The sequence below is a fragment of the Marinomonas shanghaiensis genome (assembly GCF_003259175.1).
Lineage (GTDB): Bacteria > Pseudomonadota > Gammaproteobacteria > Pseudomonadales > Marinomonadaceae > Marinomonas > Marinomonas shanghaiensis.
Genome location: NZ_QGOK01000013.1, coordinates 42830 through 60106, shown reverse-complemented (window position 1 = coordinate 60106; position 17277 = coordinate 42830). Strand labels below are relative to the sequence as shown.

At 43.9% G+C, this 17277-nt stretch carries 15 protein-coding genes; 7 read left to right on the top strand and 8 right to left on the bottom strand.

Features of this window, described 5'->3' with window-relative positions:
- The first annotated feature begins 7 nt into the window (after nt 1-7).
- The 3 genes from DKT73_RS11465 (at nt 8) to DKT73_RS11455 (ending at nt 2773) form a co-directional block, all read left to right on the top strand.
- Nucleotides 8-847 (top strand): SDR family oxidoreductase, encoded by an 840-nt coding sequence (locus tag DKT73_RS11465; RefSeq protein WP_198666603.1) that lies wholly within the window; start codon nt 8-10, stop codon nt 845-847.
- Nucleotides 844-1479, top strand: a complete 636-nt coding sequence (locus DKT73_RS11460; RefSeq protein ID WP_111638691.1) for a tetratricopeptide repeat protein — start codon at nt 844-846, stop codon at nt 1477-1479. The genes DKT73_RS11465 and DKT73_RS11460 overlap by 4 nt, the downstream gene beginning before the upstream one ends.
- Nucleotides 1480-1633: 154 nt before the next feature.
- A complete protein-coding gene (locus DKT73_RS11455) occupies nt 1634-2773 on the top strand; it encodes a DNA alkylation repair protein (RefSeq protein WP_111638690.1) in 1140 nt (379 codons plus the stop codon).
- Here DKT73_RS11455 and DKT73_RS11450 read toward each other — a convergent pair.
- The 3 genes from DKT73_RS11450 to DKT73_RS11440 form a co-directional block, all read right to left on the bottom strand.
- Nucleotides 2770-4128 carry a GGDEF domain-containing protein gene (locus DKT73_RS11450; RefSeq protein WP_111638689.1) on the bottom strand — a complete coding sequence of 453 codons (1359 nt, stop codon included), beginning with the start codon at nt 4126-4128 and terminating at the stop codon, nt 2770-2772. The genes DKT73_RS11455 and DKT73_RS11450 overlap by 4 nt on opposite strands.
- 39 nt (nt 4129-4167) lie before the next feature.
- Entirely contained in the window at nt 4168-5526 is a 1359-nt protein-coding gene (locus DKT73_RS11445; RefSeq protein ID WP_111638688.1) for a GGDEF domain-containing protein, read from the bottom strand.
- Between the two features lie 143 nt (nt 5527-5669).
- Nucleotides 5670-6875, bottom strand: a complete 1206-nt coding sequence (locus DKT73_RS11440) for a sugar transporter (RefSeq protein ID WP_111638687.1) — start codon at nt 6873-6875, stop codon at nt 5670-5672.
- Between the two features lie 285 nt (nt 6876-7160).
- Between DKT73_RS11440 and DKT73_RS11435 the strand changes: the two genes are divergently transcribed.
- Nucleotides 7161-8231 carry a Fe(3+) ABC transporter substrate-binding protein gene (locus DKT73_RS11435; protein WP_111638686.1) on the top strand — a complete coding sequence of 357 codons (1071 nt, stop codon included), beginning with the start codon at nt 7161-7163 and terminating at the stop codon, nt 8229-8231.
- Between the two features lie 41 nt (nt 8232-8272).
- Here DKT73_RS11435 and ilvY read toward each other — a convergent pair whose 3' ends face one another.
- Nucleotides 8273-9163, bottom strand: coding sequence for an HTH-type transcriptional activator IlvY (gene ilvY / locus DKT73_RS11430; protein ID WP_111638685.1), 891 nt, complete (start codon nt 9161-9163; stop codon nt 8273-8275).
- 237 nt (nt 9164-9400) lie between these two features.
- Between ilvY and ilvC the strand changes: the two genes are divergently transcribed.
- Nucleotides 9401-10873: a ketol-acid reductoisomerase gene (gene ilvC / locus DKT73_RS11425; protein WP_111638684.1), complete on the top strand. Its 1473-nt coding sequence runs from the start codon at nt 9401-9403 to the stop codon at nt 10871-10873.
- Nucleotides 10874-11087: 214 nt separating this feature from the next.
- On the top strand, nt 11088-12527 hold the full coding sequence (gene modF, locus DKT73_RS11420; RefSeq protein WP_111638683.1) for a molybdate ABC transporter ATP-binding protein ModF: 1440 nt from the start codon (nt 11088-11090) through the stop codon (nt 12525-12527).
- Between the two features lie 67 nt (nt 12528-12594).
- Here modF and DKT73_RS11415 read toward each other — a convergent pair whose 3' ends face one another.
- Together DKT73_RS11415 and DKT73_RS11410 are read right to left on the bottom strand one after the other, a co-directional pair.
- Nucleotides 12595-13194 (bottom strand): DUF4276 family protein, encoded by a 600-nt coding sequence (locus tag DKT73_RS11415; RefSeq protein WP_111638682.1) that lies wholly within the window; start codon nt 13192-13194, stop codon nt 12595-12597.
- Nucleotides 13188-14309 carry an AAA family ATPase gene (locus tag DKT73_RS11410; protein WP_111638681.1) on the bottom strand — a complete coding sequence of 374 codons (1122 nt, stop codon included), beginning with the start codon at nt 14307-14309 and terminating at the stop codon, nt 13188-13190. The genes DKT73_RS11415 and DKT73_RS11410 overlap by 7 nt, the downstream gene beginning before the upstream one ends.
- A gap of 263 nt (nt 14310-14572) precedes the next feature.
- Between DKT73_RS11410 and aphA the strand changes: the two genes are divergently transcribed.
- Nucleotides 14573-15283, top strand: a complete 711-nt coding sequence (gene aphA, locus DKT73_RS11405; protein WP_111638787.1) for an acid phosphatase AphA — start codon at nt 14573-14575, stop codon at nt 15281-15283.
- A 104-nt stretch (nt 15284-15387) separates the two neighbouring features.
- On the opposite strand, the gene DKT73_RS11400 is transcribed toward aphA, so the two are convergent.
- Both DKT73_RS11400 and DKT73_RS11395 read right to left on the bottom strand, forming a co-directional pair.
- Nucleotides 15388-15810, bottom strand: a complete 423-nt coding sequence (locus DKT73_RS11400) for a VOC family protein (protein WP_111638680.1) — start codon at nt 15808-15810, stop codon at nt 15388-15390.
- A gap of 153 nt (nt 15811-15963) precedes the next feature.
- A complete protein-coding gene (locus tag DKT73_RS11395; RefSeq protein WP_111638679.1) occupies nt 15964-16992 on the bottom strand; it encodes a stealth family protein in 1029 nt (342 codons plus the stop codon).
- Between the last annotated feature and the right edge of the window lie 285 nt (nt 16993-17277).

Here is a 17277-nt window from a genome sequence, read left to right as displayed (position 1 = left end):
GAGAGACATGATGCAATGGCAACAACAAACCTGTTTATTAACGGGCGCGACGGGCGGCATAGGCCAAGCCATCGCGCAAGCCTTAGCCAACAAAGGTGTACGTTTGATTCTGCAAGGTCGAAGTGAATCGCGCTTACAAGCCCTCAGTCAGTCGCTGAATGGCGAGCATAAGATACTCATGGCGGACATCACCACCATAGAAGGCCGTGAAAAAATTTGCTTTGCGGCGGAATCCAACGCTATCAGTATGCTGATTAACAATGCAGGAGTTGGTCAGTTCTCTCTCTTAGAGGACACCGATGAAGCCTCCATTGTAGACACCTTAGAGACCAATTTATTGGCACCGATCTTACTGACTCAAGCGGTATTACCTTATTTGCAAAAACATCATATATCAGCGACGACACCGTCATACTTGGTGAATGTTGGCTCTGCATTTGGCAGCATTGGTTTCGCAGGACAATCTGTCTACTGCGCCAGCAAGTTTGGCCTACGTGGATTTACCGAAGCCCTATACCGCGAATTAGCAGATACGAATGTCCATGTGAGTTACTTTGCCCCACGAGCAACCGCCACCAGCATTAACAGCGATCAGGCCATGGCGATGAACAATGCACTAGGGAATCACGTCGATTCGCCAGAAAACGTTGCTCAAGCCTTAATTCAACAACTCGAAAAAGGTCATGCTAGGCAGTTTGTCGGCTTTCCAGAAACACTCTTTGTCAAAATTAACGGCGCTTTTCCACACATTGTGGACAAGGCTCTGTTTAAAAAACTTCCCATTATTAAACGCTTTTTACGTCCTGAAAAAGACGTCAAGCACACTGCACAAGAGGTATTATCATGAAATCATTCATCACGGCTGGCTTACTGACTTTCGGTTTAATTTCTTCTACTTGGGCGGCAGATACCTCGCGCCTATTAGAGATTCAACAACAATGGGCACACATTAATTACCAAATTGAAGGAGATGATGCCAAAGAAGCGGCCTTTAACGACCTTGCGATTAAAGCACAAGCTCTGGTTAACGCTGAACCAAACAACCCAGACGATCTGATTTGGCTGGGTATTATTCAATCCAGCACAGCAGGCGCAAAAGGCGGATTAGGCGCGTTATCCTTAGCAGAAGCCGCAAAAAAATCATTCGAATCCGCCATGAGTATCAACCCCAAAGCGTTATCGGGTTCTGCCATGACCAGTTTAGGGGTGCTGTACCATAAAGTACCCGGTTGGCCGATTGGGTTTGGGGACGACAAAAAAGCCAAAGAGCTCCTTGTGCAATCCTATAAACTGAACCCGACGGGCATCGACAGCAACTATTTTCTTGCGGAATTTTTATACGACGATGGTGATTATCAGGGCGCCAAACAACACCTAGACATCGCCAAAAAAGCCGCCCCAAGACCAGACCGTCCCATTGCCGATATGGGCCGCCATAAAGAAATCGAGGCATTGATGGCAAAAGTAAACCAACAATAAAAGCAACAACAGCAAAAGACATCATCTTGCCATGGCCGCCCAAAATCAAAGTGGGCGGCCTTTTTTATGGACATGAGTTTTATACTGACAAGCACTGACACCATGAACGGATAGCGTTATGCTATTGCCTAGCCTCTAGAAAGGAAAAACGCGCATGTCAGAACCCTTTAAGAATCTTTTTAATGACGCCTTGATACATAAAATGGCAGAAAATTTTCACCGTCATTGGACGGATTTCGATAAACAAGGGTTCATTGCCACAGCCAGCCATCAACTTGATGCTTTAGAGTTAAAAGCTCGCTCACAGCAAATCACCAGTGCCATGGGGCGTTATTTTCCTGAAAACTTTGAACTCGCTGGACAGATTTTACTTGCCTCCTTAGCGCCAGAATCCACAGAAGCGGCGCCGGAATCAGAAGAAAACGCAACGGAGAATGACGGTATTTCAGGTTGGGCCATTATGCCCATGGGCGATTATGTGGGGCTTCATGGCCTTCAACATCACGCTCTTTCTATGGCATTACTAAACGCAATGACGCGGCGCTTTACCGCTGAATTTAGCATCCGCTTTTTCTTACTGGCGACCCCAGAAGACACACTCAATACGCTCAAAAGCTGGCTCAACGACGACAACAAACATGTGCGACGTTTGATCTCTGAAGGCACTCGACCACGTTTGCCTTGGGCCATGCAGCTACCGACATTTATTCAAAATCCTGCACCGGTTATTGAACTGCTTGAAGCCCTAAAAGACGATCCTGAAGACTATGTACGCCGCTCGGTGGCCAACAATCTCAACGACATCGCTAAAGATCACCCTGATCTGGTCGCAAGCCTCGCAGAAAAGTGGATGCAAGGCGCCAATACAAATCGTCAAAAGCTAATTCGTCACGCGTGTCGAACCTTATTGAAACAGGGCAATACTAAAGTGCTGGCCGTCTTTGGTTATGGCCAACCCGCACTAAAGCAAATAGAACTGACCCTCACAGAGGAACAGGTTCAGCTGAATGAAGCACTGGAGTTTTCCCTCAACCTACACTCTGTCAGCGACCAAGATCAAACCTTAATGATTGACTATGTGATTCATCATCAAAAAAAGAACGGAAAAACAACGCCCAAAGTATTTAAATGGAAAAAAGCCATATTGCCCGCTGGGCAGTCTTTGACCATGAATAAAAAGCACCCCTTCAAAATCATCACTACACGAGTCTATTATGAAGGGCTACACGAGATAGAAATTCTTATTAATGGTCAATCCAGTGCCAAAAAACGCTTTTTTTTAGCCAAGGATTAACCCGCCATAACACGATTACGCCCAGCCCCTTTGGCTTCATAAAGCAAAATGTCGGCACGTTTTATAACACGAGTTTGATCATCAGTGTCTTGGTAATCGGTCACGCCAAGACTGATGGTAAAATGCGGGATGTCTGCTATTTTTAGCGTTTCTACACTATGACGTAATTGCTCCGCTAGCATCGCCGCCTCCGCCAAATGCGTGTCTTTTAGCAATATGGCAAACTCTTCGCCACCGACTCGACACAAAATATCGGTCTCTCTAAGGCGTTTTCGAAGGGTATTCACTAATAGCCTGAGCACGTTATCACCAACATCATGCCCCTGTGTGTCATTGATTTTTTTGAAATGATCAACATCTAACAAGATCACACTAAAATGATGCCCTCGATTGGCCAACGCCAATTCAGCTTTGACCTGTTCATCCCATTTGTGACGATTAAAAGCGCCTGTCAACTTGTCTCGTGTTGCCAGTTCGAGCAGCTGAGTTTCCACTTCGTCTCGATTATTCATTTCTGCCGAAAACTGCCGAACTAACGCTTTTAAATCTGTCTCTAACTCATCAAACTCATCCAAGCCCTTGTAGCGAATGAGGGAATTATCATGCTCAACGTCAATCGAGCGATGCAAAGAATCTATCTGCCCACGTAATGACCAAATACGTTTGCGAAAACTAATAATGATGTACAAGGTTAAATAGGTGCCAATGGCAAAAGCAGACAGACCTAAAATGACATTCATAGTCACAAAATGCCGTTCTTGATTTTCAACCGTTGCCGAGACATTCATGGTTAACTGGTCTATCTTTTTCAACAACTCATCAGCTTGTGTGTCTAATGCTTCATCTTGTTGTTCTAACTCAGCCCAAACGTTTGCAAAAGCTTGTTTCTCCTGGGCAAGAAAGGCGTCAGCAAGACGATCAAAGTTCATTCGATGCTGATGGAGCAAGTTAATTTGCTGCATCAGTGCTTGATGATCGATTAATTGAATTCTCACGCTGCCAAAGCCAAGCCCTGTGCGAAGTATCTCCGTCGCCTTATCCAATTGTGTGGCTAACTGGGCACTAAATTCATCAAACCCTTTTATGCTATTGGCGCGTAAAGAGGCATCCGTGAAAAAAGCGTCCCCCTGCTGGCGAATACTTTCCATCAATAAATGCTGTTTAAGTTGCAACATCTCCATGTCAGAAATCACTTCAGACAGGGGCACATCAATTTCAGCGACTTCATGCATTTCTGTGTAAATGCGCTGAGATTGATAAGCCGAATAGACAATCACCACAAATAAAAAGGATAAGAGGACAAATGACAAGCCACTAATTTTTCGTGTCATAGAAACATTTAACCAATGAAACATAAAAACTGAATACCTATCGTTAACTAAGAATGCGAAGAATTAACCCGCCACCACTCGATTGCGTCCAGCCCCTTTGGCTTCATAAAGCAGGATATCCGCGCGTTTTACAATACCGTTTTGGTCATCAAAATCTTGATACTCAGTAACGCCAAGACTAATAGTAAAAGCGGGGATATTTTTTTCATTCAGTGTCTCAATTTTTTTACGCAGCTGCTCGGCCAATGAATGGGCGTCACCAAGATGGGTGTCTCTTAGTAATACCGCAAACTCTTCGCCACCAACTCGAAACAACATATCCGTTTCACGCAGACGTCTTCGCAAGGTTTTCACCAAGAAGATCAGCACATTATCACCGACATCGTGACCATGGCTGTCGTTGATTGCTTTAAAATGATCCACATCCAGCAAGATCAAACTAAAATGATGGCCTCGATTCGCCAGCGCCAATTCATCTTTAATCTGCTCATCCCATTTATGGCGATTAAACGCACCGGTTAATTTGTCCCGTGTCGCCAACTCTATCAACTGAGTTTCCACTTCGTCGCGACTGTCTTTTTCCAATGAAAAGCGCGTCATGAGTATCTGCAGATCTTTTTCTAACTCATCTAATTCGTCCGTTCCCTTGTAGCGAAAGGAATCATCCGTTTCATTGGATGACATAGAACGATGAAGGGATTCTATTTGGCCGCGCAATGAGCCGACTTTACGACGAAAAGACAAAATCGTGTAGAGCGTCAAATACCCACCAATCGCGAAGGCAGAAAAACCTAACATAGCGTTTACAATCATAAAGTCACGCTCCTGCTTTTCCACCGTCGCGGCCACCTTCATCGTAAGCTGTTCAATATTCAAAAGCAGCTTTTCCGCTTCAGCGTCTAATAAATCGTCCTGCTTTTCCAGTTCATCCCAAGACCCAGCCTGTCGCTCTCTTCCTGTGTCTAAAAAATGCGAAAACGAGGCTTCGAAACTTATCCTATGACTATGCAACGTATTAATCTGTTTAATTAACGCTTGATGATCCGCCACATTAATACGAATACTGCCCAACGTCATACCAGAATGAATGATGCTAATACTCTTATCAAGCTGCGAAGAAAGACGCTGACTGAACGACTCAAACCCTTTAATACTGTCTTGCCTGAGCACGTCATTCGTCAAAAAGGCCTCTCCCTGCAGGCGAATCTTCTCCATCAACAAATGCTGCTTTAATTGCAGTATTTCAATATCCGCGATCACCTCAGACAAAGGAATGTCAATCTGAGCAACTTCTTGCATTTCTCTGTAGATTTTTTGTGTCTGATAATTTGAATAAACAATGACCACGAATAGAAACGACAAAAGAATGAAAGAAAGACTGCTGATTTTGCGTGTTGTTGAAACAGTTAACCAAGTAAACATAAGACATTCTTATTGACTGAGTTGAAAATAAAACGCGCCTGACCACCTTAACAAAAGTCGCCCCCTAAAACGCATCACCATTGAAGGCGTGATACGATCACTACGGTTACTAAATGGGCACCGCATTAACTCCGTAAATTGCCTCAATCAACCGCAGGTGACAGTGGCTTTGCTAAACGTTTTAACAACATAATAAGCACCACTAAAGCCCCTATCCCCAACAACGCTCCGGTGAAACCAACGCTGCCTAACCCCATATAATGAATTGCTTGACCGCCAACCAGAGCCCCCGCACCAATGCCTAAATTAATGATACCGGAATACAAAGACATAATAATATCAGCTGCGCTGTTGTCGACTTTTAACACTCTGATTTGCATGCTTAAACCAATAATCATGATAGAAGCGCCCCACAACAAGATACAACAAATCAGAAGTGATTCGCTTGGGGCAACAAAATACAAAGCGCTCATGCACACAGATGCCACCGTCACACTCGTGAGCAGCATTAAAGTATTGGCTTTATCGCCAAAATAGCTGAACAAGACACTGCCAAAAATACCCGCCATACCAAACAACAACAAAATCAAGGTAGTAAAGCCACCACTGACAGAACCGACGTCTCTCAAAAAGGGTTCAATGTAACTATAGGCTGTGTAATGGGCAGAAAAAATCATAAAGGTAAAAAAGTACATACCAAGCAGGATACGATTACTCAATACCTCTGGCACCTTACTGAGAGAGCCGGAAAACAAACTCGGCAAATTCGGTAACAACCGATACATAGCCAGCATAATGAACAACGCAATAACAGCAATCACGGCAAATGTCGTACGCCAATCCAGAAGCTGACCAATAATGCGTCCCGCAGGCACCCCCAGCACCATAGCCAAACCGGTTCCCGTCGCCAAAACACTTAACGCAAACGTGTGCTTTCCTTGTGGTGCCACTCGAATGGCAATCGACGCCGTAATCGACCAAAAAACCGCATGGGCAAACGCAATGCCAATACGACTCACTAACAGAACCGTGAAATTCCACGCCACAACAGACAAAATATGGCTCACAATAAACAAAGCAAACAGCCACATCAGTAACTTTTTACGCTCTACTCTGCGAGTCAGTAACATCATGGGCAAGGACATCAATGCCACAATCCAAGCATAAATGGTCAGCATCCATCCGACCTGAGCCGGCGCAATCGAAAAGCTATGCGCAATGTCGGACAATAATCCAACCGGAACAAATTCTGTGGTGTTGAAGATAAACGCACTGAAGCCAAGCACAAAAACGCGCAAGTACTGGACGCGGCGAGAAACCGTTTCCTCAGAAAGTGGGATAGATGTCATGATAACCTGCAGGAAAATGGGCGAGAAGTAATTGCATTATTGTCCACTTTTTTACGCTCTCCGAAATAGGTAAATATGAATGTTTATTGGATTTTAGTTGCTTATACACAAGAACGCATTATTTAAGACATCGCACGTTCATCCTCACGCCATTCACCATAGAAATATATTTTAAAAAATGACTAACAAAAAATAACAAGAACAGGAACTATTCCCATTATTATTTGTCAATTTATCTGTAAAATAGCAACCAATGCACATTGCTTAAATAAAAAGGAAACAATAATGACCAAGTTAGTAAAAACGACCTTAGCGTCTTCAATCCGCAAAGCCTCTACCGTATGTGCTGTTGTGGGCACCTCTATGTTGTCTTTGAGCAGTTTATCCGCTCATGCAGCTGGCGAAGTGAACGTTTACTCCGCACGTGCCGAAGCCTTGATCGCTCCGCTTTTAGACAACTTTTCTAAAGAAAATGACGTCAAAGTGAACCTAATCACAGGCGATGCTGATGCTTTATTAAGCCGTTTGCAATCAGAAGGCAGCGCAAGTCCAGCAGACGTATTTATTACGGTTGACGCAGGCCGTTTGTTCCGTGCAAAAGACGCCGGTGTACTACAAGCATTTGAAACAGAAAAGCTTAAAGACGTTGTACCAAGTCACCTACAAGACCGCGATGGCTACTGGTATGGTCTATCACAGCGCGCTCGAGTGTTTCTATACAATCCAGAAACCGTTAACCCAGCGGAGCTTTCTACTTACGAAGATTTAGCCGATCCAAAATGGAAAGGCAAAATTTGCATTCGTTCTTCTGGCAACATCTATAACCAATCCTTGGTGGCGTCCATGATCGACGCGCACGGCGAAGCCAAAACCTTGGAATGGATCAAAGGCTTAGTGGCGAACTTTGCTCGTCCACCAGCAGGCGGTGACACGGATCAGATTAAAGCCGCGGCCGCTGGCGTATGTGATATCGCAATCGCCAATACCTATTACTTTGGTCGTCTAGGCCAAAGCGATAAGCAAGAAGAGCGCGACGTCTACAACAAACTGGCTATGTTCTGGCCAAACCAAGGCGCTAATGACCGTGGCGTACATGTCAATGTCAGCGGCATTGGTATGACAGCTTCTGCGAAAAACAAAGAAAATGCCACTAAACTGGTGGAGTTTTTAACTAACCAACAAAGTCAAGAATGGTACGCTGAAGTGAACAACGAATACCCCGTTGTTGAAGGCATTGCGCCACCGAAAAACCTAGCCGTATTTGGTGAATTCAAAGCCGATCAAGTGTCTTTGAGCGTGCTGGGTGAAAACAATCGTCAAGCGGTTAAGTTAATGGACCAAGGTGGTTGGAAATAAGTTCATCCTTCCACAGTCTTAGCTAAAAAGAAGAGGCGTGATTACGCCTCTTCTTCCATCAAATTCCAAAACGCTTCTACCAGCGGATTTTTCAAACTTTTCTTCAATGTAAACAAGCCGATATCGTATGGCTCCAGCTCAGGCTGTACATCCAACACCTTAATTCGATCTACAAGCGGGCTGTTATCCAAGACGATTTTCGGCACTACGCCAATACCAAAGCCCAAACTCACCATGCTCACGATGGCTTCGTTACCGGTGACTTGCGCGTAAATACGCGGTGCAATGCCATGCTGTCTAAACCATTCATCCACACGAGTTCGAGACACCCCACTTTCCGATAGAATCATCGGAATGTTTGCCCACTCTTCCGCTGTAATGGGTGTGTGAGTAGGTACATTCGGCACTTGCTGCTCCAGTGGCGCAATGAACAATAAAGGCGAAATGGCAATAGGTTTGAACGCTAAACCACGAGGTAAGTTCGCTGGCCTCGCGGCAATAGTAATGTCTTCTTTACCATCCAAGATATGGGCGATGGCGTGTTCCGGATCACCGGTCCGCAATTTGATTTCTATCCCAGGATACGCAATGCGAAAGCGACGCAATAATTCATACAAAAAACTGTAACTGGCTGTCACCGAACCATAAAGACTGATTTCACCACTCAACTCTCCGGAATTGTCCGTTAGCTCATGTCGAATCAAATGCCACTGACGACTGGTATCGCGGGCGTATTTGAGAAATTTTTGCCCTTCTTTGGTCAATATCACCGTACGATTATCACGATGAAACAGCATTACCCCTAATTCCTCTTCCAAGTGACGAATATTGCGCGACAGAGCCGAAATGCTGATGTGGCACTCGTCGCTCGCACGACCAAAATTCAACGTCTCCGCCAAGGCGAGGAACTGCTTAAGTGTCTTTATATTCATGAAGAACTCTTCTTTTTATTGCGGCCAAACCATAATAAATCATGTTTGCATAAAATGGGACACTGTATTGCGAATATATCAATTTACGAAAAGGTTCTGCTACGTTAGATTAGTCCTACTTGCAGGACGCCATTAAAAGCATAGCTTGGCGGCTGTATCACTTTTTTATATCGGCTTTTTAATATCAGCGTGTTCTTATCGTTGATACATTAATCAAATCTATAGGATGTGTATAACATGGCTAACTACTTCAATACTTTGCCGCTACGTGAGCAACTAGCAGAACTCGCAAAATGTCGCTTCATGAACAGCTCTGAATTTGCAGACGGCGTAGAAGCGCTTAAAGGCAAAAAAATGGTGGTTATCGGTTGTGGTGCACAAGGCCTTAACCAAGGCTTGAACCTACGCGATTCTGGTCTAGATGTTTCTTACGCTTTACGCCCAGAGGCCATTGCGCAAAAACGTCAATCTTGGAAAAACGCCACAGAAAACGGCTTTGTTGTGGGTACTTACGAAGAGTTGATCCCAACGGCTGACGTTGTACTTAACTTAACACCAGATAAGCAACACACGCCTGTTGTTACTGCGGTTATGCCTCTGATGAAAGAAGGCGCTTGCCTATCTTACTCTCACGGTTTCAACATCGTAGAAGAAGGCATGAAAATTCGTGAAGATCTAACCGTCATCATGGTTGCTCCTAAGTGCCCAGGCTCTGAAGTTCGTGCTGAATACGTTCGTGGCTTCGGTGTTCCTACTTTGATCGCGGTTCACGAAGACAACGACCCTAAAGGCGAAGGTCTTGCGCTAGCAAAAGCGTACGCAGTGGGTACTGGCGGTCACAAAGCAGGCGTTCTAATGTCTTCTTTCATCGCAGAAGTAAAATCTGACCTAATGGGTGAGCAAACTATCCTTTGCGGTATGTTGCAAACAGGTTCTATCCTTTGCTTCGACAAAATGGTTGAAGAAGGCATCGACCCAGGTTATGCCTCTCGCTTGATCCAATACGGTTGGGAAACCATCACGGAAGCATTGAAATACGGCGGCGTTACCAACATGCTAGATCGTCTTTCTAACCCAGCTAAGATCAAAGCATTTGATCTTTCTGAAGAGCTAAAAGTGATCATGCGTCCTTTGTACAACAAACACCAAGACGACATCATCAGCGGTCACTTCTCTAAGACTATGATGGAAGACTGGGCGAACGACGATGTTAACTTGCTAAAATGGCGTGCAGAAACGGCTGAAACCAACTTCGAGAAAACACCGGCTGGCGATGTAAAAATTTCTGAACAAGAATTCTTCGACAACGGCATCTTGATGGTCGCTATGGTAAAAGCCGGCGTTGAGCTTGCTTTCGAAACCATGACTGCAGCGGGTATCATTGCAGAGTCTGCTTACTACGAGTCTCTACACGAAACACCATTGATCGCAAACACCATCGCTCGTAAGAAATTGTACGAAATGAACGCGACCATATCTGATACAGCAGAATACGGTTGCTACCTATACAACCACGCTTGCGTACCACTATTGGCTGACTTCATGAAAGGCATCAAAACCGACGTTATCGGTAAAGGGCTTTCTGTAGAAGACAATGGCGTTGACAACAAACGCTTGATCGAAGTTAACACAGCGCTACGCTCTCACCCAGTTGAAGCAGTAGGTGCGGTATTGCGCGGTCACATGGCGGACATGAAGAAGATTGTTTAATACGATTATTGCGCTCGCCAATACTTTGTTAAAAATAGACTCGAAATGCTCATTTATACTTATAAACTCTGCTTTCTCGTCTATTTTTGCCTCGTCTTGGCTTCGCTCATGACATCGTAATGTTTAATGTTTATTTAAAAAGCCGAGATTGTTTCTGTAAATAATCTCGGCTTTTTTGTCTCTACTGGTTCTAAAAAAAACATCAGGAAATACCATGGACAGCATCGGCTTAGACAATATTTACTTCGAAAAAGTAACGGTGAACTTTGATGATCGCTTTACCCTAAGCGAAATTGACTGGACCATTGAGCCCAACCAGCATTGGGTGATTACCGGTACAAACGGTGCGGGTAAGTCTGCTTTGGCGGCGGTGCTGGCAGGCGTAGGCGAAATCGAAAATGGCACAGTCATAGGCCTGCCCAAAAATGTGGGACTGGTGTCTTTTGAGGCCCAAGCCGAACTGATTGCCAAAGAACTAAAAAAAGACGATGCCGATATCATGGACGTGATTTCCCTTGGCACACCCGTTCATGAAATGATTTTCGATTATTGCCAAGACACGGCTCTCGCCCAAGCTCTGGTGGAAAAGTTCGGTTTAAGCACATTGCTCGACCGCGCCTTTCGCAAACTCTCTACAGGCGAAACTCGCAAGGTCATGTTGATTCGCGCCTTAGCGAACAGACCCGATTTACTGATACTAGACGAACCCTTTGATGGCTTAGATGTAGACACCCTTGCCATGCTGCAAGACCATCTTGCTTCCATCATAGACTCCACGCCTATGATCATGGTGCTCAATCGTTTTGATGAAATGCCAGCTTTTATCACGCATATTGCTTACGTTGATAAAGGTAAACTTACCCTTACGGTCGATAAAAGCGACGAAAACGCTTTCAATGAGCTTTATCAACTGCTGCATTTAAAAACCACCGACCTTAACGTACCGCAGGCCGATCCAGCCAACAAACTGCCAGCACTCGACCCCAGCCAGCCATTGGTCAGACTCAACCAAGCCACGATTAAATACGGCGATACGATCATTGTTGATAAGCTGGATTGGACCATAGAACGTGGCCAACATTGGCAACTCAGCGGCCCCAATGGCAGCGGCAAAACCGGCGTTTTGTCCTTGATCACTGGCGATCACCCACAATGCTATGTGAACGACATTTTCGTCTTTGGATTCCAACGCGGTAAGGGCGAAAGCATTTGGCAAATCAAACAATTTATCGGCTACGTTTCCACATCTTTGCAATGGGAATACCGCGTCAGCACCAGCTGTAAAAACGTCATTATTTCCGGCTTCTACGACAGCATCGGTATGTATAGCAAGTCTACCGACAACCAAAAGAAAATCGCCGACCAGTGGCTTACACTATTGGGCATGGAAGACCGCGCCGATCAGCCCTTTAACAAACTTTCCTACGGTGACCAGCGCTTACTGCTCATCGCCCGCGCCATGGTGAAACACCCACCACTCTTGATCCTAGACGAACCCTGCCTTGGTCTAGACGACATGAACCGCCAACTCGTCCTCGCTCTTATCGAGAAAATTTGTGAAGACAAAGAGACTACGGTTTTGTATGTTAATCATCATGCGGAAGACCAGATCAAAGGGATAGAGAACTACTTGGGATTGAAGAAAAACAACTAGCCTTTTCGACTTCCAGAAACACAAAAGCCAACTGAATGAGTTGGCTTTTGTGTTTTATTGCCAGCGCTTATTGTGCAAGACGCTCGATTTTACATAACCATTCATGGAAACCAAGACACATTTCTCGCATTTTAGGGATACCGATTTCAGCGGCTATGTTTGGTCCATGTGTCGTTTTTCTATATTTCGTATTGCTCAACAAACGTTTGGAGGGAGCTGTTTCTACAGAGTTATTGATCGTTTCTGGATTGCTATTAAACTCGGCTAAAACATTCTTGCACCACTGTTGGGCACCACTTTCATTTAACGCTCGCGCCATAGATTCAGGACAAGAAAATAAAAGACCTTCAAATTCATACATTTGAACATATGGAATAAGCTTAGGTTTCACACCTTCATGAACAGAATCCATAAGCCTTCGTTCTAAGGCTTCTTTAGTCTCGCCATCTAGTCTTTTTTTGAACCCATAAAAATCATACAGCGTAGTAACAAACTCAAAACTATTGGCAATCTTTTTCAACTCATTTTTAGCACGCTCGACATTCACATCTCCACCCATTGAGATCGGCGTCATATAAATACCTTTCGTTGCTAAATATTGCCCTAAAACCATTTTTACAAACCGTTCTTCCGTGGGGCCTTCGACTGATATCCCTATTCTTACCATTCAGGGCGCCCTCCAATAATATTTTTAGACCAAATATCTCCCATGGAGTAATCTTCTAACCAATCTTTTAGAGCCACCTCATCAACCCGTTTAAACGTTGATGCGCCTTTTTCCTGATCAACCACAATAAAGTCTTCTGGGTTAAACTGGTTAGCGAACGTAACAGATTGAGTCGAGCAAATAACTTGATTCTCTTTAGCCGTTGCTTTCACAATATCAGCTAGTACTTCTAAAGCTGCTGGGTGCAAACCCAACTCAGGTTCATCAAGAATAATCGTTTTGGGCCTCAATGACTTCGGCTGCAAGAACAAGGTTGCCATGCAAATAAAACGAGCAGTACCATCCGACAACTGATTCGCAGAAAAAGGCTCATCGTGATCTCGATGAATCCATCTTAACAATACTTTTTCTTCACCCTCATTACCGCGAGGCTCTAGATAAAAATCATGAAAATACGGTGCTACCGTTTTTATTGCATCAACAATATCTTGGTAACTACTTTGAAAACCTTTCGTTTTGGAGTTTTTCAACCGATACAAGAAAGAAGCTAAATTACCTGCATTTGAAAATAAAAAGTCTGAAGCTGACAGATCTGTAGCCTGCTTAAAAGATGCTGTGGGGCCTGTATCATGAAAATGATAAACAAGACAATCTTCAAGATAACGTCTTGTATAATTTCGAACTGCTGGACTTTTTGCTTCAGCTCCAAGAAGTAAACCACTTTCTCCTTTAGACCCTTTTATCTCAAACTTTTGACCAGAGGATGAAATAGTGCAGTATTCATTAATAAATACTAAATTATCATCATTTGATCCATGCTCAAAAATGGCATGATAGCCATTTATATTCGCCTTAACATTTATCTCTATTTGCGGCGTGGTCTTAGAACCAAAATGGAAGAATGCATTAGCAAAGCCGTTTTTTTCGACATAGGTTTGTAATTTTCCTTCTGACAAATTCCGCAGAAAAGTAAATAAGGATATAAAATTTGACTTGCCCGAGCCATTCGCTCCAATGACAATATTGATGGGCTCCATTTTCAAGTCCATCTCTTTGATCGATTTAAAACCTTTGATAGCAACACGCTCTAAATGTGTGCTCTGGTTATCCGTCATTCTACACCTACAAACTGTATTAAATACGGTCACAGTATACCAAGAGATCATGCCTGACACGATCCAATTGAGCTTGATCCAAAATTATAAGTCAGCGATGCTGACTGAGATACTTTTTTCATTAGCAGGCTCCTTCGCGAGAGCGAACAGTCTACCTCTACATATCACCTCACTTCATCTTAGCCAAACCAAGAAGCTAGCAAGCCGTATTTTTTAGCGATAGAATGAGAAAATCATTACTAATGAAACCTATAGGGAACACTGTGAACCATACTCTACGCTCACTCACTATTGCACTGGCTTGTGTCGCTAGTTTATCTGCTAATGCAGATCCAAAAACACCAGGCACTCATAAGGGCTATTCCACTATCGATATGACCACGGCGGGCATGCCGTCGGATGTGAAGATGATCTCTGTTGCAGACATTAAGCAAGAGCTTCAAGGCAAAGCGCCTTTTGCGGTGGGTTTTGATATCGATGATACGACTCTGTTTAGCACGCCAGTTTTTTATCGTGGCCAGCAAGAATTCTCGCCAAATGGTTATGCTTATTTAGAAAATCAAGATTTCTGGGATAAAGCAAACTGTGGTTGGGATGCCTTCAGTATGCCTAAGAACATTGCCAAAGAGCTCATTGCAATGCACCAAGAACGTGGTGACAGTATTTACTTCATCACAGGTCGCACTGGTTCTGATTGTAATTTCACGACAGAATATCTAAAAAAGACGTTTGATATCAAAGATATGAATGATGTCATTTTTGCGGGATCAAGCCGTACTGAATACACCAAAACTAAGTACATTAAAGACAATGGCATCAAAATTTATTATGGCGATGCCGATGGTGACATTATTTCAGCAAGAGATGCCGGCGCAGAAGGCATACGTGTGATGCGCGCGGCCAACTCTAGCTACACACCGATTCCAAAGAATGGCATCTATGGTGAACGAGTGCTAAAAGACTCTCAATATTAAATATTGATCCCATATTAAAGAAACTTGAAAGCCGCCATTCATGTAATGAGCGGCTTTTTCTTTCAAATTAATAGGTTAACAGCAAAGTATGCAAAAATGTGACTCTAGCCCTCTTCACTGTTGTTACGTTCTTCTGGTAAATCAGAAAAGTACTCCACAAACTCCAACTCTATGCCTGAAGGGTCAATGAAATACACATTTTTCCTATGAGGGTTTTCTCTTCCGCGATGAGATTCCTGAAAACCAGCGTCTCTTAATCGGTGAATAACCGCTTCGACATTATGGACCTCATAAGCAAAGTGAGCGACACCAAGTTGGTTACTCTTAATGTCTCGACTTTCTCCGGTGCCATTGTCATTAAAGGTGAGAAACTGATAATCATCACCAAAATGCACCCAATTACGCTGAACGCCGTACCAATCTGCCTGACCTTGGGCTCGAATACGCCAATGAGGAAAGGCAGCTTGATAAAAAGCCAAGGTAGTTTTCATGTCTTGCACGACTAAATTTACGTGTTCCAGTTTCATACTTCTTCTCCTTAATCGTCCTATGAAATATCACTATAAGACCTCAAGTTAAGTTGAGGTAAAGTAATTTCTTAGCACTTTTTAAGAAAAATCTGCTTCATAGCAGTACGACTAACACGCCACGATATTGTGTTATGCGTCGCCACCTCATGCCTAAACTAAATCCATCAAGATATCATCTGGTTGCAAACTTAATCGCGTTCTCTCTGGAAAGCCGCCAATGGCTTGAGCAATCCAATCCGCTGCGTTTGGAATGATTTCTACCAATTGAGGAAGATCATTGACGCATAAAAACTTGATGCCAGGATCGGTCGCTTTGCTAAGCAACGCCAACGTATCGCTGCTCGGTTGTCCCTTGCCGTGCCCGCTTGAAATATGAAGATGATCATTGGTTGGATTGATTTTGGCCGCTTTGTTCCGAATACAAGCATGATTATGCAGCCCCTGCGGTAGAAACTGCGCTAAGTTGCGAAATCGGTGACTTATGTTATGCAGGAACTCATCAGGATAACGGGCAAATAATTCAGCCATTATTGAGCGTCGAAAGGGATGCACAACATGTGCCGCAGAAAACAGTTTGGTGGCAGGATACGCCATAATTTGAGCCGCATTGATCTGCATAAAACAATGAAACTTCGCAGGGTCTTCACGCATATCATCACAACCAAGCACCTGACTGTAATCAACCCATTTGCCTCGCAGAACAGGAGTAAGGCCCTCAAAAACATCATCAGGACAGAGGGGTGCCGTTAAAAAAACATCGTCATTAAAGTATATAAATCGCTCGCTCAGCCCTTCTATCCGCCAGAGCATGCTCTCAATCGCCAAGGAATTGAAAGTCGGCAAAACCTGTGCGAAGCCATCAAAAATTTCCGCATGATAAACAAGATGAACCTTCGTCTTAATGCTTTCTGAGAGACTTGATAAATCAGGGCCATCTTCGTCCACAACGACCCAAATCTTACCTATCCAGGGTGCATGGTTTTCAATCGATTGAATACAGTACAAAATTTCATCGTTGCACATCCAACGATGTGGATTAGACGCATTTTCATGCAGCGGCAAAGATTCCAGCGCCATATATTTTTGTCTTTTTTGTTGATGTTTCGCAGCATTCCCATCGACCCAAGTGATAACAGCATCGATTGGGTCAAGCTCGCGCTCGATTGCATTACTTAGCATATCAGTATCCGTATACATTGATGATATTTTAGCTGATGCCACTACGGGTTCAGGCAGATCATCGAACGAGTCAATTCTAGGTGAGTCAGCTCTTCACTGAGATGACTTGATAGTGAGTCTATCTTTTCTCCAACTCTTTAGAAGGAGTAGATGTTTGTCTTAGGTGGCTTCTTCAACAGGATCTTTACTTCTTATGATGGGGTTTCTCTCGCTTTACAGTGAAGAAATACATAAAAACAGACGTTGGATCAGCTTACTTGCCTAGTCTATACATACGCTAATATA